The sequence below is a fragment of the Streptomyces sp. NPDC017676 genome (assembly GCF_044329325.1).
GTDB lineage: Bacteria > Actinomycetota > Actinomycetes > Streptomycetales > Streptomycetaceae > Streptomyces.
Genome location: NZ_JBIRJA010000001.1, coordinates 255,034 through 280,170 on the forward strand (window position 1 = coordinate 255,034; position 25,137 = coordinate 280,170).

20 protein-coding genes are annotated in these 25,137 nt (G+C 72.4%); 11 read left to right on the forward strand and 9 right to left on the reverse strand.

What is annotated here, in order from left to right; genetic code table 11:
• Positions 1-42: 42 nt before the first annotated feature.
• Genes ACH4LD_RS01160 through ACH4LD_RS01175 form a run of 4 tightly spaced genes read right to left on the reverse strand, consistent with a single transcriptional unit; the run spans position 43 to position 5,691 of the window.
• Positions 43-1,203, reverse strand: coding sequence for an acyl-CoA dehydrogenase family protein (locus tag ACH4LD_RS01160; protein WP_398053133.1), 1,161 nt, complete (start codon positions 1,201-1,203; stop codon positions 43-45).
• 5 nt (positions 1,204-1,208) lie between these two features.
• Positions 1,209-2,153, reverse strand: coding sequence for a hydroxymethylglutaryl-CoA lyase (locus ACH4LD_RS01165; RefSeq protein WP_398053134.1), 945 nt, complete (start codon positions 2,151-2,153; stop codon positions 1,209-1,211).
• Positions 2,150-4,063, reverse strand: coding sequence for an acetyl/propionyl/methylcrotonyl-CoA carboxylase subunit alpha (locus ACH4LD_RS01170; protein WP_398053135.1), 1,914 nt, complete (start codon positions 4,061-4,063; stop codon positions 2,150-2,152). Before ACH4LD_RS01170 ends, ACH4LD_RS01165 begins: the two co-directional genes overlap by 4 nt.
• An 11-nt stretch (positions 4,064-4,074) precedes the next feature.
• Positions 4,075-5,691 (reverse strand): carboxyl transferase domain-containing protein, encoded by a 1,617-nt coding sequence (locus ACH4LD_RS01175; protein WP_132786119.1) that lies wholly within the window; start codon positions 5,689-5,691, stop codon positions 4,075-4,077.
• Between the two features lie 97 nt (positions 5,692-5,788).
• Here ACH4LD_RS01175 and ACH4LD_RS01180 point away from each other — a divergent pair, with 97 nt between their 5' ends.
• From ACH4LD_RS01180 to tesB, 4 genes are all read left to right on the forward strand, one after another.
• Positions 5,789-6,385: a TetR/AcrR family transcriptional regulator gene (locus ACH4LD_RS01180; protein WP_398053136.1), complete on the forward strand. Its 597-nt coding sequence runs from the start codon at positions 5,789-5,791 to the stop codon at positions 6,383-6,385.
• A gap of 340 nt (positions 6,386-6,725) precedes the next feature.
• Complete coding sequence (locus tag ACH4LD_RS01185) at positions 6,726-6,995, forward strand: hypothetical protein (RefSeq protein ID WP_398053137.1); 270 nt, start codon at positions 6,726-6,728, stop codon at positions 6,993-6,995.
• 104 nt (positions 6,996-7,099) lie between these two features.
• Positions 7,100-8,257, forward strand: coding sequence for an acyl-CoA dehydrogenase family protein (locus tag ACH4LD_RS01190; protein ID WP_132786122.1), 1,158 nt, complete (start codon positions 7,100-7,102; stop codon positions 8,255-8,257).
• Positions 8,258-8,304: 47 nt separating this feature from the next.
• Complete coding sequence (gene tesB / locus ACH4LD_RS01195; RefSeq protein WP_398053138.1) at positions 8,305-9,177, forward strand: acyl-CoA thioesterase II; 873 nt, start codon at positions 8,305-8,307, stop codon at positions 9,175-9,177.
• Positions 9,178-9,426: 249 nt separating this feature from the next.
• Here the strand turns inward: tesB and ACH4LD_RS01200 are convergent, their stop codons facing one another.
• From ACH4LD_RS01200 to ACH4LD_RS01210, 3 genes are all read right to left on the reverse strand, one after another.
• The gene (locus ACH4LD_RS01200) at positions 9,427-9,798 is read right to left on the reverse strand and encodes a hypothetical protein (RefSeq protein WP_398053139.1); all 372 of its coding nucleotides are present in this window, start codon (positions 9,796-9,798) and stop codon (positions 9,427-9,429) included.
• A 316-nt stretch (positions 9,799-10,114) separates the two neighbouring features.
• Positions 10,115-10,903 carry a phosphatase gene (locus tag ACH4LD_RS01205; RefSeq protein WP_398053140.1) on the reverse strand — a complete coding sequence of 263 codons (789 nt, stop codon included), beginning with the start codon at positions 10,901-10,903 and terminating at the stop codon, positions 10,115-10,117.
• 78 nt (positions 10,904-10,981) lie between these two features.
• Positions 10,982-12,607, reverse strand: coding sequence for a PucR family transcriptional regulator ligand-binding domain-containing protein (locus tag ACH4LD_RS01210; RefSeq protein ID WP_398053141.1), 1,626 nt, complete (start codon positions 12,605-12,607; stop codon positions 10,982-10,984).
• A 189-nt stretch (positions 12,608-12,796) separates the two neighbouring features.
• Here ACH4LD_RS01210 and ACH4LD_RS01215 point away from each other — a divergent pair, with 189 nt between their 5' ends.
• From ACH4LD_RS01215 to ACH4LD_RS01225, 3 genes are read left to right on the forward strand one after another with little or no spacing between them, the layout of a single operon-like run.
• Positions 12,797-14,257, forward strand: coding sequence for a sodium:solute symporter (locus ACH4LD_RS01215; RefSeq protein ID WP_398053142.1), 1,461 nt, complete (start codon positions 12,797-12,799; stop codon positions 14,255-14,257).
• Positions 14,258-14,313: 56 nt separating this feature from the next.
• Entirely contained in the window at positions 14,314-15,294 is a 981-nt protein-coding gene (speB, locus tag ACH4LD_RS01220) for an agmatinase (RefSeq protein WP_132786127.1), read from the forward strand.
• Positions 15,291-17,021 (forward strand): thiamine pyrophosphate-binding protein, encoded by a 1,731-nt coding sequence (locus tag ACH4LD_RS01225; RefSeq protein WP_398053143.1) that lies wholly within the window; start codon positions 15,291-15,293, stop codon positions 17,019-17,021. Before speB ends, ACH4LD_RS01225 begins: the two co-directional genes overlap by 4 nt.
• A 492-nt stretch (positions 17,022-17,513) precedes the next feature.
• On the opposite strand, the gene ACH4LD_RS01230 is transcribed toward ACH4LD_RS01225, so the two are convergent.
• Together ACH4LD_RS01230 and ACH4LD_RS01235 are read right to left on the reverse strand one after the other, a co-directional pair.
• Positions 17,514-17,873, reverse strand: coding sequence for a peptidase inhibitor family I36 protein (locus tag ACH4LD_RS01230; protein WP_398053144.1), 360 nt, complete (start codon positions 17,871-17,873; stop codon positions 17,514-17,516).
• 159 nt (positions 17,874-18,032) lie between these two features.
• Positions 18,033-18,482 (reverse strand): hypothetical protein, encoded by a 450-nt coding sequence (locus tag ACH4LD_RS01235; RefSeq protein WP_398053145.1) that lies wholly within the window; start codon positions 18,480-18,482, stop codon positions 18,033-18,035.
• 179 nt (positions 18,483-18,661) lie between these two features.
• On the opposite strand from ACH4LD_RS01235, the gene ACH4LD_RS01240 reads away from it, so the two are divergent.
• From ACH4LD_RS01240 to ACH4LD_RS01255, 4 genes are all read left to right on the forward strand, one after another.
• The gene (locus ACH4LD_RS01240; RefSeq protein WP_398053146.1) at positions 18,662-19,585 is read left to right on the forward strand and encodes a serine hydrolase; all 924 of its coding nucleotides are present in this window, start codon (positions 18,662-18,664) and stop codon (positions 19,583-19,585) included.
• A 53-nt stretch (positions 19,586-19,638) separates the two neighbouring features.
• Entirely contained in the window at positions 19,639-20,661 is a 1,023-nt protein-coding gene (locus ACH4LD_RS01245; RefSeq protein ID WP_398053147.1) for an esterase-like activity of phytase family protein, read from the forward strand.
• Between the two features lie 93 nt (positions 20,662-20,754).
• Positions 20,755-24,483 carry an ABC transporter ATP-binding protein gene (locus tag ACH4LD_RS01250; protein ID WP_398053148.1) on the forward strand — a complete coding sequence of 1,243 codons (3,729 nt, stop codon included), beginning with the start codon at positions 20,755-20,757 and terminating at the stop codon, positions 24,481-24,483.
• A 111-nt stretch (positions 24,484-24,594) separates the two neighbouring features.
• Positions 24,595-24,999 carry a hypothetical protein gene (locus tag ACH4LD_RS01255; protein WP_398053149.1) on the forward strand — a complete coding sequence of 135 codons (405 nt, stop codon included), beginning with the start codon at positions 24,595-24,597 and terminating at the stop codon, positions 24,997-24,999.
• Positions 25,000-25,137 lie beyond the last annotated feature (138 nt).

Consider the following 25,137-nt stretch of genomic DNA (forward strand, 5'->3'; position numbering starts at 1 on the left):
GCAGCCGGTGCTGCCGGTCCCGTGCGGGTGCCGGGCCCCGGGTCAGCTCACCAGGCCCAGTTCGCGGGCGATCAGCATCCGCTGGACCTCGCTCGTGCCCTCGCCGATCTCCAGGATCTTGGAGTCGCGCCACATGCGGGCCACCGGGTACTCGTTCATGAAGCCGTAGCCGCCGTGGATCTGGGTGGCCTCGCGGGCGTTGTCGACGGCGACCGTGGAGGAGTAGAGCTTGGCCAGGGCCGCCTCCTTCTTGAAGGGTTCGCCGGCCACCAGACGGCTGGCGGCGTCGCGCCAGGCGAGGCGGGCCGTGTGGGCCTTCATCTCCATGTCGGCGATCTTGAACTGGATCGCCTGGTTGGCGCCGATGGGCTTGCCGAAGGCGCGGCGTTCCTTGGCGTACTTCACCGACTCGTCCACGCAGCCCTGGGCCAGGCCCGTCGCCAGGGCCGCGATGGCGATGCGGCCCTCGTCCAGGATGCGCAGGAACTGGGCGTAACCACGCCCCTGTTCGCCCAGGAGGTTGGCGGCCGGGACCCGGACGTCGGTGAACGACAGCTCACGGGTGTCCGACGCGTTCCAGCCGACCTTCGAGTAGGGCGCCGCCACCGTGAAGCCCGGTGTGCCCGACGGGATGATGATCGACGAGATCTCGGGCCGGCCGTCCGGCTTGCGGCCGGTGACGGCGGTGACGGTCACCAGGCCCGTGATGTCCGTGCCCGAGTTCGTGATGAAGCACTTGGTGCCGTTGATCACCCACTCGTCCGTGTCCGGGTCGAGGCGGGCCGTCGTCCGGGTCGCCCCCGCGTCGCTGCCGCCGTCGGGCTCGGTCAGGCCGAACGCCCCCAGGACCTCACCCGCGCACAGCCGGGGCAGCCACTGGCGCTTCTGCTCCTGAGTGCCGAACAGGTGGAGCGGCATCGCGCCCAGCGAGACCCCCGCCTCCAGGGTGATGGCCACCGACGAGTCGACGCGGGCCAGCTCCTCCAGCGCGATGCCGAGCGCCAGGTAGTCACCGCCCATACCGCCGTACTCCTCCGGGAACGGCAACCCGAACAGGCCCATGCGGCCCATCTCCCGGACGATCTCGTACGGGAACTCGTGCCGCTCGTAGAAGTCGCCGATCTTCGGCGCCACGACATCGTGCGCGAACTCCTCCACCGTACGGCGGAGGTCCTCCAGCTCGGGGCTGAGACGGTGGTCCATGCTGATCACTGGTCCTTGTGGGAGAGAGCGCGGACGGTACGGGACGGGCTGGGCCGGCCCAGCTGTTCGGCCATCCACACGCTCGTGGCGGTCAGACGGCCGAGGTCGACCCCCGTCTCGATGCCGAGCCCGTGCAGCATCCAGACGAGGTCTTCGGTGGCGAGGTTGCCGGTGGCGGACCTGGCGTACGGACAGCCGCCGAGGCCGCCCGCGGAGGCGTCGACCGTGGTGACGCCGTGCTGGAGCGCCGCCAGGGTGTTGGCGAGCGCCTGGCCGTAGGTGTCGTGGAAGTGCACGCCGATCACCTCCGTCGGCACGCCCCGCTCGTTCAGCAGCCCGAGCAGCTCGCGCACCTGACCGGCCGTGGCCACGCCGATCGTGTCCCCGAGGCTCAGCTCGTCACAGCCCATGTCCCGCAGGGCCGTGCACACCCGGGCCACCTGGTGCGGCGGCACCGCGCCCTCCCACGGGTCGCCGAAGCACATGGACACATAGCCGCGCACGTGCACGCCCCGGTCCTTGGCCTCGCGCACCACCGGTTCGAACACCGCCAGCGACTCGTCCAGCGTGCGGTTGAGGTTGGCCTTCGCGAAGGACTCGGTGGCGCTGGCGAACACGGCGACGCGCCCGGCGCCGAGGGCCAGCGCCCGGTCCAGGCCGCGCCGGTTGGGCACCAGCACCGGCAGGGCCACCCCGGGAAGGTCGCTCACCTGCGGGAACAGCTCCTCGGCGTCGGCGAGTTGGGGCACCCACTTGGGGTGCACGAAGCTCGTCGCCTCGATCGTCGTCAGGCCGGCGCCGGCCAGCCGCCGGATGAACTCCGCCTTCACCGCCGTCGGCACGGCCGTCTTCTCGTTCTGCAACCCGTCCCGCGCGCCGACCTCGTGGATGCGCACCCGTGCGGGCAGGCCCGGGGCCGGTACGACCATGGGCAGACCGTCGACGCTCATTCCGCCGCCTCCTTCGGGGCGATGACGGCCAGCACCTGGTCCATGGCGACCGTCGTGCCCGGTGTCACGTCCAGCTCGGCGACCGTGCCGGCGTGCGGGGCGGAGATGACGTGCTCCATCTTCATCGCCTCCACCACCAGCAGGCTCTGCCCGGCGGCCACCTCGTCGCCGACAGCCACCTTGACCACCGTCACCGTGCCGGGCATGGGCGCGGTCAGCGAGTCGGCACCCGCGTGGGCCGCGCGGTTCAGCGACGCGGCCACGGGGTCGTGGTCGCGCACCTGCCAGGCGTCCCCGTCGCGGCCGATCCAGTCACCGGCCCGGTGGAAGGTGTGCCGGACGCCGTCGAGGGTGACGGTCACACGGTCGCCGGTGACGGTGTGGGTGCCCCGGGGCGTGTACGTCACCGGGTCCTGCGCCCGCAGATGGAAGGCGGGCGGCTTCGGGGTGCCGCCGAGGCGCCAGCCGCTCGGCACCGAGAAGGGGTCGACCCAGCCCTCCGTACGCGGCTCCAGCCGCTCCGCGCGTACGGCCGCCGCCGCCTCGTACACCTCCTCGGGCACGTCACTGGAGACCAGGTCGTCCACGACCCGCTCGACCAGGCCCGTGTCCAGCTCGCCCGTGACGACCGCCGGGTGCGCGAGCAGCCGGCGCAGGAAGCCCGCGTTGGTCTGCACGCCGAGCGTGACCGTCTCCGCGAGTGCCGAGCGGAGCTTGCGGAGTGCCGTCTCCCGGTCGGGGCCGTACGCGATCACCTTGGACAGCATCGGGTCGTACAGGCTGCCCACCTCGGTGCCCTCGGTGAGCCCGGAGTCGGTGCGTACGCCGTCGCCCTGCGGTTCGTCCAGCAGCAGGACCGTGCCGCCGGACGGCAGGAACCCGCGCGCGGGGTCCTCCGCGCAGATCCGGGCCTCCACCGCGTGGCCGGTCAGCCGCAGGTCCTGCTGCGCGAAGGCCAGCGGCTCCCCGGCGGCCACCCGTAGCTGCCACTCCACCAGGTCGAGCCCGGTGACGAGTTCGGTGACCGGGTGTTCCACCTGGAGGCGGGTGTTCATCTCCATGAAGTAGTACTGCGAGGGGTCGCCGCCCGGGACGATGAACTCCACCGTGCCCGCGCCCCGGTACCCGCACGAGCGGGCCGCCTGTACGGCCGCCTCGCCCATCGCGGCCCGGGTCCGCTCGTCGAGGAGCACGCTCGGCGCCTCCTCGACGATCTTCTGGTGACGCCGCTGGAGGGAGCACTCGCGCTCGCCCAGGTGGACCACGTTGCCGTGGCCGTCGGCCAGCACCTGGATCTCGATGTGCCGGGGCCGGTCGACCCACCGCTCCACCAGCAGGGTGTCGTCACCGAAGGAGGCGCGGGCCTCGCGGCGCGCGGCGGCGATCTCCTCCTCCAGCACGGTCATGTCCCGCACCAGCCGCATGCCCTTGCCGCCGCCCCCGGCCGACGGCTTCAGCAGCACAGGAGCGCCCAACGCGCGGGCTGCCTCTGCCAGTTCAGGGTCGCGGCCGCCCGGCACCACCGGCACCCCGGCCGCCTGCACCGTCTCCTTGGCGCGGATCTTGTCGCCCATGAGCGCGATGGCGTCCGCCGGCGGGCCGATGAACACCAGCCCCGCCTCCTCGCAGGCGCGCGCGAAGCCCGCGTTCTCCGCGAGGAAGCCGTAGCCGGGGTGGACGGCCTGGGCGCCGGTGCGGGCGGCGGCCTGAAGCAGCCGCTCCACCGACAGATAGCTCTCGGCGGCCGGCGCCGGACCGATCCGTACCGCCGTGTCGGCCTCCCGGACGTGCCGCGCGTCGGCGTCGGCGTCGGAGAAGACCGCCACCGAGCGCACGCCCAGCGAGCGGAGCGTACGGATGACGCGTACGGCGATCTCGCCCCGGTTGGCCACCAGCACTGTGTCGAACACGGTTCCCCTCCTCACATCCGGAAGACGCCGAACTGGGGGTCTCCCAGGGGCGCGTTGGCGCAGGCCGTCAGGGCGAGGCCCAGCACCTGACGGGTCTCCAGCGGGTCGATGACGCCGTCGTCCCAGAGCCGGGCGGTGGCGTAGTAGGCGTTGCCCTGGCGTTCGTACTGCGCGCGGATCGGCGCCTTGAACGCCTCCTCGTCCTCGGCGGGCCAGGACTCCCCGCGCGCCTCCAACTGGTCCCGCTTGACGGTCGCCAGCACGGACGCGGCCTGCTCGCCGCCCATGACGGAGATCTTGGCGTTCGGCCACATCCACAGGAAGCGGGGCGAGTAGGCCCGGCCGCACATCGAGTAGTTGCCCGCGCCGTACGAGCCGCCGACGACCACCGTCAGCTTCGGCACGCGCGTGCAGGCGACCGCGGTCACCATCTTGGCGCCGTGCTTGGCGATGCCGCCGGCCTCGTAGTCCTTGCCGACCATGAAGCCGGAGATGTTCTGGAGGAACACCAGCGGGATGCCGCGCTGGTCGCACAGCTCGATGAAGTGGGCGCCCTTCTGGGCGGACTCGGAGAACAGGATGCCGTTGTTGGCGACGATCCCTACCGGGTGGCCGTGGATGCGCGCGAAGCCGGTGACCAGGGTCTGCCCGAACTCGCTCTTGAACTCGGCGAACCGGGAGCCGTCGACGACGCGCGCGATGATCTCGCGGACGTCGTAGGGGGTGCGGGAGTCGACGGGGACCGCGCCGTAGAGCCCGTAGGGGTCCACCTTCGGCTCGATGACGGGTGCGACCTCCCAGGGCGGCGACTGCCGGACCGGGAGCGTGGCGACGATGTTCCGGACGATCCTGAGGGCGTGCGCGTCGTCCTCGGCGAGGTGGTCGGTGACCCCCGACACCCGGGAGTGGACCTCTCCGCCGCCCAGCTCCTCCGCCGTCACGACCTCGCCGGTGGCCGCCTTCACCAGGGGCGGGCCGCCCAGGAAGATCGTGCCCTGGTTGCGGACGATCACGGCCTCGTCGCTCATCGCCGGGACGTACGCCCCGCCGGCCGTGCAGGAGCCGAGCACGGCCGCGATCTGCGGGATGCCCGCGCCGGACATCCGGGCCTGGTTGTAGAAGATCCGCCCGAAGTGGTCCCGGTCCGGGAAGACCTCGTCCTGCATCGGCAGGAAGGCCCCGCCGGAGTCGACCAGGTAGACGCACGGCAGCCGGTTGTCGAGGGCCACCTCCTGGGCGCGCAGGTGCTTCTTCACCGTCATCGGGTAGTACGTGCCGCCCTTGACCGTGGCGTCGTTCGCGACGATCACGCACTCGCGCCCGCTGACCCGGCCGATCCCGGCGATCACCCCGGCGGCCGGGGCCTGCCCCTCGTACATCCCGTCGGCCGCGAGCGGGGCCAGCTCCAGGAAGGGCGAGCCCGGGTCGAGCAGTGTGTCCACCCTGTCCCTCGGCAGCAGCTTGCCGCGCGCGGTGTGCCGGGCCCGCGCCTTCTCGCCGCCACCGAGGGCCGCCGCGGCCAGTTTGGCGCGCAGCTCCTCCACCAGGGCGAGATGCGCCTGTTCATTGGCCCGCCAGGCCTCCGACGCGGGATCTGCCGCGCTCTGGAGCTCCGGTGCCTCGTGCATCCTGCGGTTCCCCTCACCGGTGATCGAACCTGTTAATGAGCGTTAACCATTGCCACCAGGTTAACGACCGCTAACCTCGCTGTCTAGAATTGCCTGCATGGTCACCAGAACCGACGCCCCCACCCGCCGCGAGCAGATCCTCAAGGAGGCCGCCCGGCTGTTCGCCGAGCGCGGGTTCCACGGCGTCGGGGTCGACGAGATAGGCGCCGCGGTCGGCATCAGCGGCCCCGGCCTCTACCGGCATTTCCCGGGCAAGGACGCGATGCTCGCCGAGCTGCTGGTCGGCATCAGCGGGCAGTTGCTGACCGGTGCCAAACGCCGGCTGGCGGAGGCCGACGGGGTCCCCGCGACCCGCGTCCTCGACTCCCTGATCGAGGGCCACATCGACTTCGCCCTGGACGACCGCCCGCTGATCACCCTGCACGACCGCGAGCTGGACCGCCTGCGGGACAGCGACCGCAAGCTGGTGCGGCAGCTCCAGCGGCAGTACGTGGAGCTGTGGGTGGAGGTGGTCCGCGCGGTGTACCCGGGCCTGACCGAACCGGCCGCCCGCTCGGCGGTCCACTCGGTCTTCGGCCTGCTCAACTCCACCCCCCACCTCGGCCGCGCCGGCACGCTCCCCGGCCGGGGCACGACGGCGGCCCTGCTGCACCGCATGGCGCGGGGCGCGTTCGAGGCGGCGGGCGAGCAGTAGCCCGGCCGCGCTGTTCACGCAGGTCAGCGGCATGATCTGGGGCCCCCTGTGTCGATGGAGGGGGAGCCGTGACGACCGACACGGCCGAGGGAGTGACGGGTTCCAGAGTGCCCCGGGGGCCGGCCGCGCTCGCCGCGGCGGTGACGCTGACGGCTGCCGCCGGGGGCGACCGGGCGGGTGACTACGCGCGACGCCATTGCCCTGCCGGCGCGGGCGTCGTTCCGCGCCGGCTGCGCGCACGCGCGGGTGGGCGCCGAGTACTGGGTGAGCACGCCGCTCCCGGAGAACGGCACGGCGGAGCCGCTCACCGTGCTGCGGGTGCCCCCGGGGGCTGGAGGTGGTGCGGTACGGAACCGTCACGCTCCGGCAGGCCGGTGGCCACGGCGTCGGGGTCACCGACGATCCGCGCGTCGGGCCCGCCCGGCCGTTCGTGCTCGCCCCGCACCGCCGGGCCGACGCCTGCTTCCAGGTCCGCGTCAGGGTCACCGGGCCCGCGCGCGGCACGCTGTCCGGCTGCCGCTTCCGGTACCGGTGGGGCGCCGTGGAACACCCTCAGGACGTCGGCTGCGAGACGGACGTCCGGCTCGGCCCGTCCCTCGGGGGAGCGTGACGAGCGTTACGGCGGGACCCCCCTGGACGGGATTCCGTACTCGCCGGTACGGTGAGTGAGCAAGCGCTTAGACATGCCGATGTCAGGTACGTGGAGGTGACGGCGTGCGCCGTACGGTGTTCAACGAGGATCACGAGGCGTTCCGGGAGACCCTTCGCGCCTTCATCGAGGCCGAGGTCGTGCCGGTGTACGACGAGTGGTTCGCCGCCGGCCAGGCGCCGCGCGACTTCTACTACAAGCTCGGCGAGCTGGGCATCTTCGGCATCAGCGTGCCCGAGGAATTCGGCGGCGCGGGCCTGGACACCCACAAGTTCGAGGCCGTCCTCTACGAGGAGACCGCCCGCGCCGGCGTGCAGTTCGGCGGCTCCGGCGTACACGTGCTGCTCGCCCTGCCCTACATCAAGATGCTCGCCACCGACGAGCAGAAGAAGCGCTACCTGCCGAAGTTCGTCACCGGCGAGGAGATGTGGGCCATCGCGATGACCGAGCCGGGCACCGGCTCCGACCTCGCGGGCATGAAGACCACCGCCAAGCTCTCCGAGGACGGCACGCACTACGTCCTCAACGGCGCCAAGACCTTCATCACCGGCGGTGTGCACGCCGACAAGGTGATCGTCTGCGCCCGCACGGCCGCGCCGACCGCCGAGGACCGCCGCCACGGCATCTCCCTGTTCGCCGTGGACACCAAGTCCGAGGGCTACTCCATCGGCCGCAAGCTGGACAAGCTGGGCCTGCGCACCTCCGACACCGCCGAGCTGGCCTTCGTCGACGTCAAGGTCCCGGTCGAGGACCTGCTCGGCGAGGAGAACAAGGGCTTCTACTACCTCGGCCACAACCTGGCCTCCGAGCGCTGGGGCATCGCCTTCGGTGCCTACGCCCAGGCCAAGGCCGCCGTCCGGTTCGCCAAGAGTTACGTGCAGGAGCGCACCGTCTTCGGCAAGCCGGTCGCCCACTTCCAGAACACCAAGTTCGAGCTGGCCGCCTGCCAGGCCGAGGTGGACGCCGCCGAGGCCGTCGCCGACCGCGCCCTGGAGGCGCTGGACGCCGGTGAGCTCACCCCCGCCGAGGCCGCCTCCGCGAAGCTCTTCTGCACCGAGGTCGCCCACCGCGTGATCGACCGCTGCCTCCAGCTCCACGGCGGCTACGGCTACATGAACGAGTACCCGATCGCCCGCCTGTACGCGGACAACCGCGTCAACCGCATCTACGGCGGTACCAGCGAGATCATGAAGACGATCATCGCCAAGGACATGGGCCTGTAAGGCCCCGGACACCGACGCGCGATCACTGGCCGGTACAACTGCACCCCATGAGCCAGGCACTCCAGGATCTCCTCGATCTGCTCGACCTGGAGCAGATCGAGGAGAACATCTTCCGCGGCCGGTCCCGCTCCGCCGTCGTCCCCCGCGTCTTCGGCGGGCAGGTCGCGGCACAGGCGCTGGTCGCCGCCGGGCGGACGGTCCCCGCGGACCGGCCCGCCCACTCCCTGCACGCGTACTTCCTGCGCCCCGGCGACCCGGGCGCGCCGATCGTCTACACCGTGGACCGCATCCGTGACGGCCGGTCCTTCACCACCCGCCGGGTGGTCGCCGTCCAGCACGGCAAGCCGATCTTCCACCTGTCGGCGTCCTTCCAGGCGTACGAGGACGGGCTGGATCACCAGGCGCCCATGCCCGCCGCGCCCGACCCGGCGAACCTGCCGACCTCCCAGGAGCGGCTGCGCGGCTACGCCCACCTCGCCCCCGACGTCGTGGAACGGTTCCTTCAGGCGCGCGAGGCGATCGACCTCAGGTACGTGGACGAACCGCCGTACGGGCGGTACGGCGAGCCGCGGGAGCCGCACTCCCAGGTGTGGTTCCGCACCAACGGCAAGCTCGATGACGATCCCCTGCTGCACGTCGTCCTCGCCACCTACGTCTCCGACATGACCCTGCTCGACTCCGTGCTGCTCGCGCACGGGCGCGGCGGCTGGGCCGTCGGGGACGTCGTCGGCGCCTCCCTGGACCACGCGATGTGGTTCCACCGCCCCTTCCGGGCCGACGAATGGCTGCTGTACGACCAGGAGTCACCGTCCGCGCACGGCGGCCGGGGCCTCGGCCAGGCCCGCATCTACACCCAGGACGGGCGGCTCGCCATCTCGGTCATCCAGGAGGGTGTTGTCCGCGTGCCGAGACGGCCGTGACAGGGGTGCTCCCCGAGATGACGCGTGACCTATGTGGGATTAGGCTCTCTGAGTGAAGGCCGCAGTGAACGGCATGCCCGGCAGACCCGGTGTGTGAGGTGCCCGGCACCGTTCGGTTTCCAACTGGCTGCGGCGACATCTGAAGACCGCGCCGCATTCTTCCCCTTTCGCAGCGGCGACGGCCATCCACCTCGCGCCTCCCCCAGGGAGCCGTGAGAGACGATGGAGATGGAAGGTATTCCCATGCGATCACAGCGCGCGAGGCGTCTTGTCGCGATTTCCGCCAGCGGTCTGCTGCTGGCCGGCGGAGCCGCGATCGGCACGGCCGGAACCGCCTCTGCCTCGACCCACACCGACCACGGTTCCTACAGCTGGAACTGGGGCGACGATGACGACGACAACGGCTACGGCGGCGACCACGGCGGCTACGGCGGTGGCGGTGACCACGGCGGCTACGGTGGCGACCACGGCGGTGGCGGAGACCACGGCGGCGGTGGCGGTCACGGTGGCGGCGGCCACGGCGGCGGTGGCGGTCACGGCGGTGGCGGTCACGGCGGTGGCGGTGGCGGTCACGGCGGCGGTGGCGGTGGCCACGGCGGCGGTGGCGGTGGCGGCGGTCACTGAGCCGACCAGGAACTGACGACGTGGGGGCCCCGGCCCCCCGGGCGCCCCCGCCCGGCCGCGCGGGGGGGGGGCGGGCGGGCGGGAGCGCGGGGTTAACCATGGGCCGGTTGTCCCTAAGAAGATGGGGGGTGGGGGGGTTTCGCCCGGGGGGGGGGGGGGGGGGGGGCGGGGGGGGGGGGGGGGGGGGGGGCGCGGGGGGGGGGGGGGGGGGGGGGTGTCAGGGCCCCCACCTGTACCTGCGGCGGGGCGCCCCGGGCCCCGGGGCCCCCACTTCAATGTCGGCGGAACATCAGGCGCCCGACGTGACGGACTGTCAGAGGAGGCCCGCCGCGGCGAGGAGGTACGCCGTCATCGGGTCGTAGTGACGCGGGCTCACCACATGGTCGTCGAGCGGGACGACGACCTGCACGGTGCCCTCGGACTCGGCGAGGAACAGCGCCGGGTCGTTGCAGTCGGCGTACCCCACGGAGTCGACGCCGTGCTGTCCCGCGTACCCGGCCCAGCCGTGGTCGGCGACCACCAGGTCCGGCAGCGGGCGCCCCTCCCGTTCAAGTCCCGTCAGAATGGCCCGCATCGGTTCACCGGAGTGGGTGTGCCACAACGTCGCCCCGTGCTCCAGCACGGCCACGTCCGCGAACTGCATCACGTACCCCTCGTCCGTCCGGAGCCCGTCCGGGATGACGACGATCTCGCAGCCGGCCGTGCGCAGCGCGGCGGCCGTGGCCCGGTGGACGTCCAGCAGACCGCCCGGGTGCCCGGTCGCGAACAGCACCCGCTGCCGGTCCTCGGCCGCCTTGCGCAGCCGCGCCGCCATGCGGTCGAGGGCGTCCACCGTCAACTCGGGGTCGATGGTGTCCTGCCCGTACCGGTACTCCGGGTCGTCGTTGACGCCCACCCGCTCGGCCATGACCGCGAGCACGTCCTGCTCGTCCGTCCAGCGGTCGCCCAGTTCCAGGCCGAGCCAGTAGTTGCGGACACCGTTGGCGAGCTGACGGTAGTGGGAGAGGTTGTTCTCGCGGGGCGTGGCGACGTCCCCCGCGATACGCGTGCGCACCAGGTGGTCGACGAGCTGGGCGCGGCTGGGGGTCCCGGATATCGGCATGCCTCCCATTGTGGGGCAGTACGCGGCGCGCGTCCTCGGCATACCGAACGCTGGGACGGGGGTCACGCACGGTCGCCGTCAGTCACGGCGCAGCGCGAACCACAGCTCCATGCGCACGTCCGGGTCGTCCAGGTCGGCGGCCAACAGGGCGGCGCAGCGGGCGATCCGCTGCCGCACGGTGTTGCGGTGCACGTCAAGCGCCACCGCCGTACGGTCCCAACTCCCGTGCAGGGACAGCCAGGTGCGCAGGGTGTCGGCGAGCGCGGGCTGCCCCGCGAGGGGGGCGAGCAGCGTACGGGCGTGGGTCTCGGCGTCCGCCGGCGGCACCAGGTCCGCGAGCGCCGGCCGGGCCGCGTGCCGGATTAGCGGGGTGCGGGTGGCACGGGCCCGGGCGAGGGCCCGGGCGGCCTGGGTGTCGGCGGCCGGCCACTCCGGGGGCCCGGCCGCGGCACTCACCCCGAGCGTCCAGCCGGGCTGCGGCTCCGGTTCCCGGTCCGCCGGCACCAGTACCCGTACGACGTCGCGGGCGAGGTCGACCAGGGGCGAGCCCAGGGCGGCGCCCAGCGCGGAGGCGGCGACCGCGTCCGGGGCCTGGGCCTCCGGCCGCGCGTGCACCACGAGCCACTGCCCGGTGCCGAGCAGTGGCGCCACCTCCTCGGGCGGGGCGCCGAGCAGCAGCCGGACGAGAGCGGAGGACCGGGCCGCCCCGGCCCCGCTCTGGTGCTCACCGGTCAGCAGGGCCAGCAGCACGGCGGCGACGGAGGCGATGGTGTGATCACCCGGGTCACGCCGGGGCGCGGCCACCCCGAGCACGAACCCTTCCCCGGCCCCGAGGGCGTAGACGGCGAGGTGGGTGGCGCCGTGGGTGTCGGTGGCGGAGGTGGGGTGCGGGCGGACGGCCGGTGCGCTCGGCGTGCTCGGTGCGGAAGGGGTCGGGTGCGGCCGGCCGCGGGGAGCGGTCGGCGGGGGAGGGGCCGGCTGCGGTCGGCCGGGGTGGGGGCCCGTCGCGGAGTGCGGTCGGGCGGGGGCGGCGGCCGGCGGAGCAGCGGCCGGGTGCCTGACCACCCCCGCCAGCTCCGCCAGAGCCGTCCGGGCGCCCTCCGGTGTCTCCCGGCCCGCCCCCGCGATCTCCGTGCCGTCGGGCCCGTAGAGCACCGCCCGGCCGCCCAGCCGCTGGGCGAGCTGGCGCAGCACCGAGGGAAGCGGATCGGGCCGGGAGGCGGCGGCCGCCAGACTCTGCTGCGCCTCGGTGACCCGGCGCAGCTCGGCCAGCCGGGCCTGTGCCATCAGCTGCCAGACCGCCCGGGCCACCCCGGAGAACGTGGTCTGCGGCGGGACCTCCAGCAGCGGCAGCCCGTACCGGTCGCAGGCGGCGACCAGGGCGCGCGGGACCGTGTCGTGCACGGGGGCCACCCCGAAGCCGAGGGCCGCGCCGCCCGCCGCCACGATCCGGGAGACGTAGTCGTCGAAGTAGGTGCCCGAGCCCGCCGCCTCGGGGATGTGCACCCCGGCGGTGAGCAGCAGCTCGCCGCCCAGGAGATAGGGGTAGGGGTCGGCCATCTCCGAGGTGTGCGCCCAGTGGATCACGATCCCCGGGTCCGTCGGCCCGGCGATCTGCCGCAGGGCCAGGTCGTCGCGGGCCAGCAGCGCGTGGAGCGTGACCGGTGGGGTCGGTGGGACCGCTGGGGCGGTCGTCTCCGGCATGGTGTGCGTTCCCTCCATCCCGCCCCGTTCATATGGATGAAACGTACACTTCGCAGTCGCTTTCCGGCCACCTAGCCTCAAGGGGCACGGCAGCCGCGGGTACGGGCGGATGTCCCCGCGAGCCGCTGCCGACACATCCCCGAAGCACCTGCACGACACGCCACCGGACAGTGCGCGAAGGAGGGCCCCATGGCCGTCGACTACACAGTGATCGTCGTCTATCTCGCCGGCATGCTCGCCATGGGCTGGTGGGGCATGCGCCGCGCCAAGTCCAAGAGCGAGTTCCTGGTGGCCGGCCGCCGCCTCGGGCCCGCCATGTACTCCGGCACCATGGCGGCGATCGTCCTCGGCGGTGCCTCCACCATCGGTGGCGTGGGCCTCGGTTACCAGTACGGCCTCTCCGGCGCCTGGATGGTCTTCACCATCGGCCTCGGCCTGCTCGCCCTCTCCGTCTTCTTCTCGGCCCGGATCGCCCGCCTGAAGGTGTACACGGTCTCCGAGATGCTCGACCTGCGCTACGGCGGCCGGGCCGGCGTGATCTCCGGCGTGGTCATGTGGGCGTACACCCTCATGCTCGCGGTGACCTCCACCATCGCCTACGCCACGATCTTCGACGTGCTCTTCGACATGAACCGCACGGTCGCGATCATCCTCGGCGGCTCGATCGTCGTCGCCTACTCGACCCTCGGCGGCATGTGGTCCATCACCCTGACCGACATGGTCCAGTTCGTCGTCAAGACCATCGGCGTGCTGCTCCTGCTCCTGCCGATCGCGGTCGTCAAGGCGGGCGGCTTCTCCCAGATGAAGGCCGAGCTGCCGACCGGGTACTTCGACCCGCTGGGCATCGGCGGCGAGACGATCTTCACCTACGTGCTCATCTACACCTTCGGCATGCTGATCGGCCAGGACATCTGGCAGCGCGTGTTCACCGCCCGCAGCGACAAGACCGCCAAGTGGGGCGGCACGGTGGCCGGAACCTACTGTCTGGCCTACGCCCTGGCCGGCGCGGTGATCGGCACGGCCGCCAAGGTGCTCTACCCCAAGCTGGGCAGCCCCGACGACGCCTTCGCCACCATCGTCAAGGACGAACTCCCCGTCGGCGTGCGCGGACTGGTCCTGGCCGCCGCCCTCGCCGCCGTGATGTCGACGTCCTCCGGCGCCCTGATCGCCTGCGCCACGGTCGCCAACAACGACATCTGGTCCCGTCTGCGCGGGGCCGTACGGCGGGACGGCGAGGACCACGACGAGGTCAAGGGCAACCGCGCGTTCATCCTGGTCATGGGCCTCGCCGTGATCGGCACGGCGATCGCCCTGAACAACGTGGTCGAGGCGCTCACGGTGGCGTACAACCTCCTCGTCGGCGGGCTGCTCGTGCCCATCCTGGGCGGCCTGCTGTGGAAGCGCGGCACGGTTCAGGGCGCGCTGGCCTCGGTGATCGTCGGCGGTCTCGCGGTCATCGGCCTGATGGCCGGCTACGGCATCCTCGCCAACGAGCCCGTCTACTACGGTCTGCTGGCCTCCCTCGCGGCCTACGTCGCCGTCTCCCTGGCCACGCGGCCCACCGACGAGACGGTTCTCGCCACCTGGCGCGAGCGCCTCGCCGGACGCTCCCCCGAACTCCCGTCCGAACCGGTCCCGGCTCACCAGTAGAGTCATAGGGAAAGCAGTACAAGCGCGATGAAGCGCTGGAAAGAAGGCATTTCACCATGAGCAGCAACGAGACGCCCCGCGGCCCCGTCGACTCCTCCCGCGTCCCGCGGTACGCCGGCCCCGCGACCTTCGCCCGGCTGCCCCGCCTGGACGAGGTCGGCACCGCCGACGTCGCCGTCGTGGGCGTGCCGTTCGACTCCGGTGTCTCGTACCGGCCGGGCGCCCGTTTCGGCGGCAACGCCATCCGCGAGGCGTCCCGGCTGCTGCGCCCGTACAACCCGGCGCAGGACGCCTCCCCGTTCGCCCTCGCCCAGGTCGCGGACGGCGGCGACATCGCCGTGAACCCGTTCAACATCAACGAGGCCGTCGAGACCATCGAGGCCGCCGCCGACGACCTGCTCGGCACCGGCGCCCGCCTGATGACCCTCGGCGGCGACCACACCATCGCCCTGCCGCTGCTGCGCTCGGTGGCGAAGAAGCACGGCCCGGTCGCCCTGCTCCACTTCGACGCCCACCTGGACACCTGGGACACCTACTTCGGCGCCGAGTACACGCACGGCACCCCGTTCCGCCGCGCGGTCGAGGAGGGCATCCTCGACACCTCCGCCCTGTCCCACGTCGGCACCCGCGGCCCGCTGTACGGCAAGCAGGACCTCACGGACGACGAGAAGATGGGCTTCGGCATCGTCACCTCCGCCGACGTCTACCGCCGGGGTGCCGACGAGGTGGCCGACCAGCTCCGCCAGCGCATCGGCGACCGCCCGCTGTACATCTCCATCGACATCGACTGCCTCGACCCGGCCCACGCGCCCGGCACCGGCACCCCGGAGGCGGGCGGCATGACCTCCCGCGAGCTGCTGGAGATCCTGCGCGGGCTGGCCGGCTGCAACCTGGTCTCGGCGGACGTCGTCGAGGTCGCCCCGGCCTACGACCACGCCGAGATCACCTCGGTCGCCGCCTCCCACACGGCGTACGAACTGACCACCATCATGAGCCGCCAGATCGCGGCGGCCCGGAAGGACGCGGAAGCGAAGTGACCCACGACCACGACCTGGTACTCCGCCCGACACCGGCGCAGATCACCGCCGCCCTGAACCCACCCCCGGGGCGCAACGGCGGAGACCTGGTCGTGGAGACGCTGGCCGGGCTGGGCGCGACGACCGTCTTCGGCCTCCCCGGCCAGCACGCCCTCGGCATGTTCGACGCGCTCCGCCGCTCCTCCCTGCGCTATGTGGGCCTGCGGGTCGAGAACAACGCGGGCTTCGCGGCGGACGCGTACGGCAGGATCACGGGCGAGGCGGCACCGCTGCTGCTCTCGACGGGTCCGGGCGCGCTGACGTCACTGGCCGCGCTCCAGGAGGCGGCGGCGGCCAGCGCGCCGGTGCTGGCGATCAGCAGCCAGATCCCGACGGCGGGCCTGGGCGGCGGCCGGCACGGCTACCTCCATGAACTCCCGGACCAGGCGGCCTCCTTCCGGGGCGTGGTGAAGTCGGTCCACACGGTCCGCACCCCCTCCCAGATCCCCTCCGCCCTCGCCGCGGCCTGGAAGTCGGCCCTGACCGCCCCGCACGGCCCGGTGTGGGTGGAGATCCCGCAGGACGTCCTGCTCGCCGAGACCTCGCTGCCCGTGGTGACGGCGATGGACGCGACCCCGGACGACCTGGTCCCGCGCCCCGAGCTGACGGCGGTGGCGGCCGACCTGCTCTCCCGCGCCGCCCGCCCGGCGATCATCGCGGGCGGCGGGGTCGTCCGCGCGGACGCGTCGGGCAAGCTGCTGCAGCTGGCCGAGAAGCTCCAGGCACCGGTCGTGACGACCTTCGGCGGCAAGGGCGCGTTCCCCTGGCACCACCCCCTGTCGCTGCAGTCCTGGCTGGAGGACCGGCACACGACGGACTTCCTGGAGGACGCGGACGTCCTGCTGGTGGTCGGCTCGGGCCTCGGTGAACTGTCCTCCAACTACCACACGTTCAGGCCCCGGGGACGGGTGATCCAGATCGAGGCGGACCTCGGCAAGCTGGAGTCCAACCACCCGGCCCTCGGTATCCACGCGGACGCCCGCCCGGCCCTCCAGGCGCTGCTGGAGACGGTGGAGGAGCGCGCGGACGCCTCGGCGCCGGAGCGGGTACGGGACCTGCTGGCCCGCGTCGCCGAGCGCATCGCGTCCCAGGACCTGACCCTGGAGCAGAACGTGCTGGCATCGGTGCGCCGCGCCCTGCCCGCCGGCTCCCCGTCCTTCTGGGACATGACGATCCTGGCCTACTGGGCCTGGTCCGCGTTCGACGCGCAGGGCCCGAACACCATGCACTCGGCCCAGGGCGCGGGCGGCCTCGGCTACGGCTTCCCGGCGGCGCTGGGCGCGGCGGCGGCGGACCCGACGCGTCCGGTCCTGGCGGTGTCGGGTGACGGCGGCGCCCTGTACTCGATCGCGGAGCTGGCGACGGCGAGGCAGTACGACCTGAACGTCACCTGGCTGATCGTCGACGACGGCGGCTACGGCATCCTGCGTGAGTACATGACGGACGCCTTCGGCCAGGCGACGGCGACGGAACTCACCCGCCCCGACTATGTCGCCCTCGCCGAGTCCTTCGGCGTACCGGGGGTGCGCACGACCCCGGAAACCCTGGAGGAGGACCTGGCGAAGGCGCTCGGCACCCCGGGCCCCTCGGTGGTCGTACTCCCGGCCCTGCTCCGGATGTTCGCGCCGACGCACCTGGGCCAGACGGTCGGCTGGTCGGACAACTGCGCGCGCGGAGAAATGACTTGATGGTCGGAAGGTGCCGAGCCGACCAGGAGTGGCCAGTAGCTCTGTGCCGCTGGTGCTTCGACCGCCGTCCAGTGCTCCGGTCCGCCAGGGCCGGATCCCGCAGCGCGGGACGCTGCGGCGAGAGGAGCGCTGGCACGGCAAGGAGCCACGGTCGCGATTCTGACGCCGCTGGCTCCCCTTGTCGCGGTGGGTGTGCAGACGTTCGCCAAGTAGGGCGACGACGTGGACGGGGTTCGGGCCGAGGGGGACGGCTTCGCCGGATGGCGAGGTGAGTCCGACCGGCTACAGATCGGCCGGACCCACCCGTCGCATGCACTGCGGTCCGGCCCCGGTGCCCGCCGGGGCCGGACCTCACCGCGCTGACGGCACCGACGAGTTCGCGCCCGTATTCCTGCGGCACGGCGTCGGTACAGTGCACGTCATCAGCCGCTGCAGGCCAAGCGCTGTACGGTTTTCCGCATCAGGCGAACAGTCGGGCGATACCACCTCCCCTCAGCAGCCGCCCGGGCCCACCGCGTCCATCCGGCCGCCGAAGTCGCCGAGGTAGCGGGAGCGCCAGTCGCCGTTGAAGACGTCCCGCTTCTCCACCGGACCCCAGTTGATGAAGCAGGCGCGGGTCGAGGCGACGAAGGAGCCCACGTGGTCGTGGAGGTTCGGCGGCAGGTCGCGGTAGCCGCTGCGGGCCGTCCACTCCCAGTACGAGCCGCCGAAGCCCTCGCCGCTCCAGAAACAGACGGAGCCGTCGGGGCAGGAGGGCTGGGCGGCACGGGCCGTCGCGGTCCCGGCGGGCACGAGTACGGCGGTCACGGCGAGGGCGGCGGCCAGCGTCCAGGCGCGGAGCTGTTGCTTCATGTGGCTCTCCAGAAAGGGGAGTCGGGACGCCCGGCAGCGCGCCGGGCACCGCCATGGTGGGGGCGGGCCGGCGGAACACGCCCGGCGGCGGGACCGCCTTCGCCGGTGTGAGGGAAGAAGTAGAACTAGTAGGACCAGGGGGCGAAAGCTGTCTACGCGTCAGGCCCGTCGACGAGGGGCCCTCCGGCACGCGTGGCGGTGGGCGAGAAGCAGAACGGAGCAGACGGCGGAGCAGGCCAGCCCCGCGTACAGCAGAGGCGGGGCCCAGAACCACACCTCCTCGGTGTCGTGGCCGCTGGTCCAGTGGCAGGTGACGGACGGGGGGAAACCGTCCACGCTCACCGAGGTCAGGCCGTAGTCCCGTCCGGCATCCCGGTACACACCGTCGCCGCCCCTGTCCCCGCACAGGTCGAGCGGGTTCGTGAAGGCGAGCCCGTAGACGGTCGCCGCCCCGTAGCCGGCGATCCCCGCCGCGACTCCGATCACGGACCACCGGGCCGGCCGCGAGGGCTTCCTCCTGGACACCCACAACGCGTACGGGACCGTCCCGACGGCGAACAGGAGAAGGGTGATCGCGGGCGGTCCGAAGAACGCGAACAGGGACACCATGCGTCTGACGCTACTTCGCCGTGACCGCCGTACGCCGGGGCGGCACCTGTGCCGAACTCCCCTTCTCCGAACGCGCGTACAACCATCGACCGCCCTGGCGAGTCATGTCATGCAGCGCACGGGTGCGCTCAACGGCGTTCAGGGGGACGCCCGTACGACGTTCAAGGGGGAACTTTTCCATGACTCACCGGATATCCGGCCGGGCCGGCGTGCTCGCGGCCGCCGTCAGTGCCGCGCTGCTCGTACCGGCGGTCACCGCCGCCACCCCGGCCGCCGCGGCCACGCCCACCGTGACCTGTACGTCCGCCAAGGCGGGTCTGGCCGCCAAGCTGAAGAAGGACATCACGGCCGCCCTCACCAACCGCAAGGGCACGGTCGCCATCGGCCTGTACGACCGCAGCACCAAGACCACCTGCACCCTGCGGGCCACCAGCGCGTACGACTCGGCCAGCACGGTCAAGGTCACCGTGCTCGCCACGCTGCTGTGGGACGCGAAGAAGCACAACCGGTACCTGACCAGCACCGAGCAGTCGCTCGCCAAGGCCATGATCACCCAGTCCGACAACAACGCGACCAGCAAGCTCTGGAAGCAGCTCGGCATGACGAAGATCAAGGGCTTCCTGGCCGCCGCCGGCATGACCAAGACCGTCCCGGGCGCGAACGGCTACTGGGGCCTGACCCAGGAGAACGTCAACGACGAGCAGAAGCTCCTCGGGCTCATCACCGCCAAGAACAGCGTGCTGAGCGACAACTCCCGCGCCTACATCCAGAAGCTGATGGGCCAGGTCGTCTCCTCGCAGCGCTGGGGCACCCCGGCCGGCGCGCCGTCCTCCGTCTCCGTGCACGTGAAGAACGGCTGGCTGCAGCGCTCCACGCACGGCTGGCGGGTGCACAGCCTGGGCACCTTCAAGGGCGCCGGCCGTGACTACATGATCACCGTGCTGACGCAGGACAACAGCACCATGAGCTACGGCGTCACCACGATCCAGAACGTCGCCAAGGCGATCCACAAGGACCTGGTGCCGACCACCGCCGGCGTCACCCGCTACACCCCGACCAGCCAGCCGCGCGAGGCGTTCGTCGCCGTGCCGCCGCGGAGCTGACCCTTCACGAGGCGGTCTCGCGCGCGTCACCGAGGGGTCCTACGGTGAGAGTCATGCGCCTGAGAACCTTACTCGCCACCCTCACCGCCGGCCTGGCGGCGGCCACCTCTCTGGCCGCCGCCGGGCCCGCCGCCGGCGCCACTGCGCGGCACGCCTGCTCGGCCACCGTGTCGATCGACCGCTTCTCCGACGCGCTGGACAAGACGACGTACGACGGCACCTTCGTCGGCAACTTCTCCGCCCTCGCGGTGGACCGGGACGGCTCGCTGGCGGCCCTGGCCGACCGCTCCTCGCTGTTCCGCCTGGACGCCCGTACGCTCCAGCCGCGGGCGGCCGTGCACCTCGCCGACGAGAAGGGCGCCGACCTCGACTCCGAGGGGCTCGTCATCGACCGGGACGGCACCCGGCTGATCTCCTCCGAGACCGAGCCGTCCGTCCGCCGCTACTCGCGCGACGGCACGATCCTCGACCGCCTCCCGGTCCCGTCCGCCCTCCAGGTCGCCCCGGCCGGCCGCGCCACCACCAACCAGACCTTCGAGGGCCTGACCCTGCTGCCCGGCGGCCACACCCTGCTGGCCTCCATGGAGTACTCGCTCGCGGGCGACTCCGCCGGCATCGTCCGCTTCCAGACGTGGACCCGCCACCACGGCCGCTTCACGCCCGGCGCCCAGTACGCCTACCGCACCGACGCCGGCCTCGGCGTCCCGGAGGTCCAGGCGACCCCCGACGGCCGCCTCCTCGTCCTGGAACGCGGCTTCACCGCCGGCGTCGGCAACACGGTCCGCCTCTACCTCGCCGACCCCCGCCACGCCACGGACACGAGCGGCACCGAGAACCTCACCGGTCAGCCGGGGGTCCGCCTGGTCGAGAAGACGCTGCTGGCCGACATCGCCGGCTGCCCCTCCCTCGGCGCCACGGCGAGGCAGCCGCAGCCGAATCCCCTCCTGGACAACATCGAGGGCATGGCGATCGCGGGCCGCGACCACACCGGCCGCCTGAAGGTCCTCCTGGTGAGCGACGACAACCAGAACGCGGTCCAGACGACCAGGTTCTACTACCTGCGGGTACGTGTCTGACCGCTGCCCCGGGTTGTTGCGGAGGGATGAAATCCGCATCGTCCGGCGTTGACGCCTTCTGGTAGAGCAGGCCGAAAAACTGGAGGCACCGGCGTGGCAGCGCAACGGGGATGGGCACGACGTCTGGCGGGGTACGCCTGGCGGTATCCGAAGGACGTCGTCCTCGCCCTCGGCTCCTCGCTCGCCGGCATGGCCGTCCTGGCCGTCGTCCCGCTGATCACCAAGGTGATCATCGATGACGTGATCGGCGGCCACACCCGCGCCATGGCCCCCTGGGCCGGCGCCCTGACAGGCGCGGCCGTCCTGGTCTACGTCCTCACCTACATCCGCCGCTTCTACGGCGGCCGGCTCGCCCTCGACGTCCAGTACGACCTGCGGACCGAGATGTACGGCACGATCACCCGGCTGGACGGCCGCCGCCAGGACGAGCTGTCCACCGGGCAGGTCGTCGGCCGTGCCACCAGCGACCTCCAGCTGATCCAGGGCCTGCTCTTCATGCTCCCGATGACCATCGGGAACCTCCTGCTCTTCCTGCTCTCCCTGGTGATCATGGCGTGGCTGTCGCTGCCGCTGACCCTGGTCGCCCTGGCCGTCGCGCCCGCCCTCGGCTGGATCGCCAAGCGCAGCCGCAGCAGGCTGCACCCGGCCACCTGGTACGCGCAGGCCCAGGCCGCCGCCGTGGCCGGTGTGGTGGACGGCGCGGTGAGCGGCGTCCGCGTGGTGAAGGGGTTCGGGCAGGAGGACCAGGAGACGAACAAGCTGCGCGAGGTCGGCCGCCGGCTGTTCGCGGGGCGCCTGCGCACGGTCCGCCTGAACAGCAAGTTCACCCCGGCCCTCCAGGCCGTGCCCGCGCTCGGCCAGGTCGCGATGCTGGCCCTCGGCGGCTGGCTCGCCGTACGCGGGCACATCACGCTCGGCACCTTCGTGGCCTTCTCCACCTACCTGGCCCAGCTCGTCGGCCCGGTCCGCATGCTCGCGATGGTCCTCACCGTCGGCCAGCAGGCCCGCGCCGGCACCGAGCGCGTCCTGGAGCTGATCGACACCGAGCCGACCCTCAAGGACGGCACCAGGACCCTCCCCGCCGACGCGCCCGCGACCGTCGAGTTCGACGACGTGTCCTTCGGCTACGACCGCGAGCGTCCCGTGCTGGACGGGCTGAGCTTCGAGATCCGGCCCGGCGAGACCCTCGCCGTCGTCGGCTCCTCCGGCTCCGGCAAGTCCACCCTCTCCCTGCTCCTGCCGCGCTTCTACGACGTCACCCACGGCGCCGTCCTGATCGGCGGCCACGACGTCCGCGAGCTGACCCTGGAGTCACTGCGGGCCGCGATCGGACTGGTCCCGGAGGATTCGTTCCTCTTCTCCGACACCGTCCGCGACAACATCGCCTACGGTCGCCCGGACGCCGGCCAGGAGGAGATCGAGGCCGCCGCCCGCGCCGCCCAGGCGGACGGCTTCATCAGGGATCTGCCCCACGGCTACGACACCAAGGTCGGCGAGCAGGGCCTGACCCTCTCCGGCGGCCAGCGCCAGCGCATCGCCCTCGCCCGCGCCCTGCTCACCGACCCGCGCCTGCTGGTCCTGGACGACGCCACCTCGGCCGTCGACGCCCGCGTCGAGCACGAGATCCACGAGGCGCTGAAGCACGTGATGGAGGGCCGTACGACCCTGCTCATCGCCCACCGCCGCTCCACCCTCAACCTCGCCGACCGCATCGCCGTGCTCGACGGCGGCCGGCTCGCCGACGTCGGCACCCACGAGGAGCTCCAGGAGCGCTCGGCCCTCTACCGCCGTCTGCTCACCGACCCGGACGAACTCGGCGGGGTCTCCCCGGGCCGCGCCCTGCCGGCCGAGCCCCGCGAGGACACCTCCGTCCGCGACGAGCTGGAGGCGGAGTTCGACGCGGAGCGGGGCGTCACCCCCCGGCTGTGGACCGGCGACCGGGAAACCAAGAACGCCGAGGACAGGGCGCTGGCCGGCAGCCCGGCCACCCCGGAGCTGCTCGCCCAGGTCGAGGCGCTGCCGCCGGCCACCGACACCCCGGACATCGACGAGGCCCGCGCCGTCCTGCCCGAGGACTCCTACGGCCTGCGCCGCCTCCTGCGCGGCTTCCGCCTGCCGCTGCTCGTCAGCCTGCTGCTGGTCGCCGTCGACGCGGGCGCCGGCCTGCTGCTGCCGGTGCTGATCCGGCACGGCATCGACTCCGGCGTCACGAAGATGGCGATCGGCGCGGTCTGGTCGGCGGCGCTGCTCGGCCTGCTGACCGTGCTCGTCCAGTGGGCCGCGCAGATCGGCGAGACCCGGATGACCGGCCGTACCGGCGAACGCGTGCTGTACACGCTGCGGCTGAAGATCTTCGCCCAGCTCCAGCGGCTCGGCCTGGACTACTACGAGCGCGAGCTGACCGGCCGGATCATGACCCGGATGACGACGGACGTCGACGCGCTCTCCACCTTCCTGCAGACCGGCCTGGTCACGGCGTTCGTCTCGGTCGTCACCTTCTTCGGGATCATGGTCGCGCTGCTGGTGCTCGACCTCCAGCTCGCGCTCGTCGTCTTCGCCACCCTGCCCCCGCTGATCGTGGCCACCTTCTTCTTCCGCCGGGCGAGCGTGAAGGCGTACGAACTCGCCCGCGAGCGGGTGTCGACGGTGAACGCCGACCTCCAGGAGACCGTGGCCGGGCTGCGCATCGTGCAGGCCTTCCGGCGCGAGCGGGACGGCGGGCGGCGGTTCGCCGAGCGCAGCGACGCCTACCGCAGCGCCCGCATCCGCGGCCAGCGGCTGATATCCGTCTACTTCCCGTTCGTGCAGCTGCTGTCCTCGGTGGCCGCGGCGGCCGTGCTGATCGCGGGCGCCGGCCGGGTGGAGGCGGCCACGCTGACCACGGGCGCCCTGGTGGCGTACCTGCTCTACATCGACCTGTTCTTCGCGCCCGTCCAGCAGCTCTCCCAGGTCTTCGACGGCTACCAGCAGGCCACGGTCTCGCTGGGTCGCATCCAGGAGCTGCTGCGCGAGCCCACGTCCACGCGGACCGCCGACGAACCCCTCGACGTGCTGTCCCTGCGCGGTGACATCGCCTTCGAGGGCGTGCGCTTCGCGTACGGCGCCGAGGAGGAGGCGCTGTCCGGCATCGACCTGACGATCCCGGCCGGGCAGACGGTCGCGTTCGTCGGCGAGACGGGCGCGGGCAAGTCGACGCTGGTGAAGCTGGTGGCCCGGTTCTACGACCCGACCGCCGGGCGGGTCACGGTCGACGGCACGGATCTGCGCGCCCTGGACCTGACGTCCTACCGCCACCGGCTCGGGGTCGTCCCGCAGGAGGCGTACCTCTTCCCGGGCACCGTCCGCGACGCCATCGCCTACGGCCGTCCCGAGGCCACCGACGCCGAGGTGGAGGCGGCGGCCCGCGCGGTCGGCGCGCACGAGATGATCGCCACGCTGGAGGGCGGCTATCTGCACGAGGTCGCCGAGCGCGGCCGCAACCTCTCGGCGGGCCAGCGCCAGCTCATCGCCCTCGCCCGCGCGGAGCTGGTCGACCCGGACATCCTGCTCCTGGACGAGGCCACGGCGGCCCTGGACCTGGCCACCGAGGCGCAGGTCAACCAGGCCACCGACCGGCTGGCGGGCCGCCGTACGACCCTGGTGGTCGCCCACCGGCTGACCACCGCCGCCCGCGCGGACCGGGTGGTGGTGATGGACCACGGCCGGGTCGCGGAGGACGGCACCCACGAGGAGCTGCTGGCCCGCGGCGGCCGGTACGCCGAGCTGTGGCGGACGTTCGTCGGCCAGTCCGAGCCGGAGGAGCCGGTCGGCGCCTCCCGCTGAGGTCTCCCGTACCGGGTCGTCTCCCTGACGGTCGTGCAACCATCCGACACACCCGTGCGTCCGTACATCAGTACGGACACGGGGTGTGTGACCGGGACGGGGAGGACGACAGTGGACAGTGATGCGATACGCCGGCGGCCGCGCAGGCGACTGGCGCTCGCCGCGGCCGTGCTGGCCGCGTCCGGGGTGCTCGGGCTGGCGGCGACGGGGACCGCGCGGGCCGAGGCGGCGAGCGGCTGCGCCGGGCGCGAGGTGCGCACGCTCCCGTTCCAGTCCGGGGTCACCCACGTCTACAAGCGCAACGGCTACGTCTGTGCCGTCACCGTCGCCAGACAGCCCGGGCCCACCCGGACCATGTCGGTCAGCGTGCAGGCCCGCGGCAACCGGCCGGTCGTCGACAAGGGCCGCTACCGTCACCACGCCGGTCCGGTGACCGTGCACGCCGGCCACCGCTGCGTGTGGATCAAGGGCTCGGTGGGCAAGTACTCGGTCAGCTCGGGCTGGATCCTGTGCTGAACGACCTGTACTGAATTGTCCTGTGCTGACCGCGGCCCCGGCGTCCGGCCGGTGATGCGGAGCGCTCAATTCCCTCTGGTGGGACGGCAGTTGCTGGGATAGCTTCCGGCGCACATCTGTCTCACAGGGGAGAGTGCG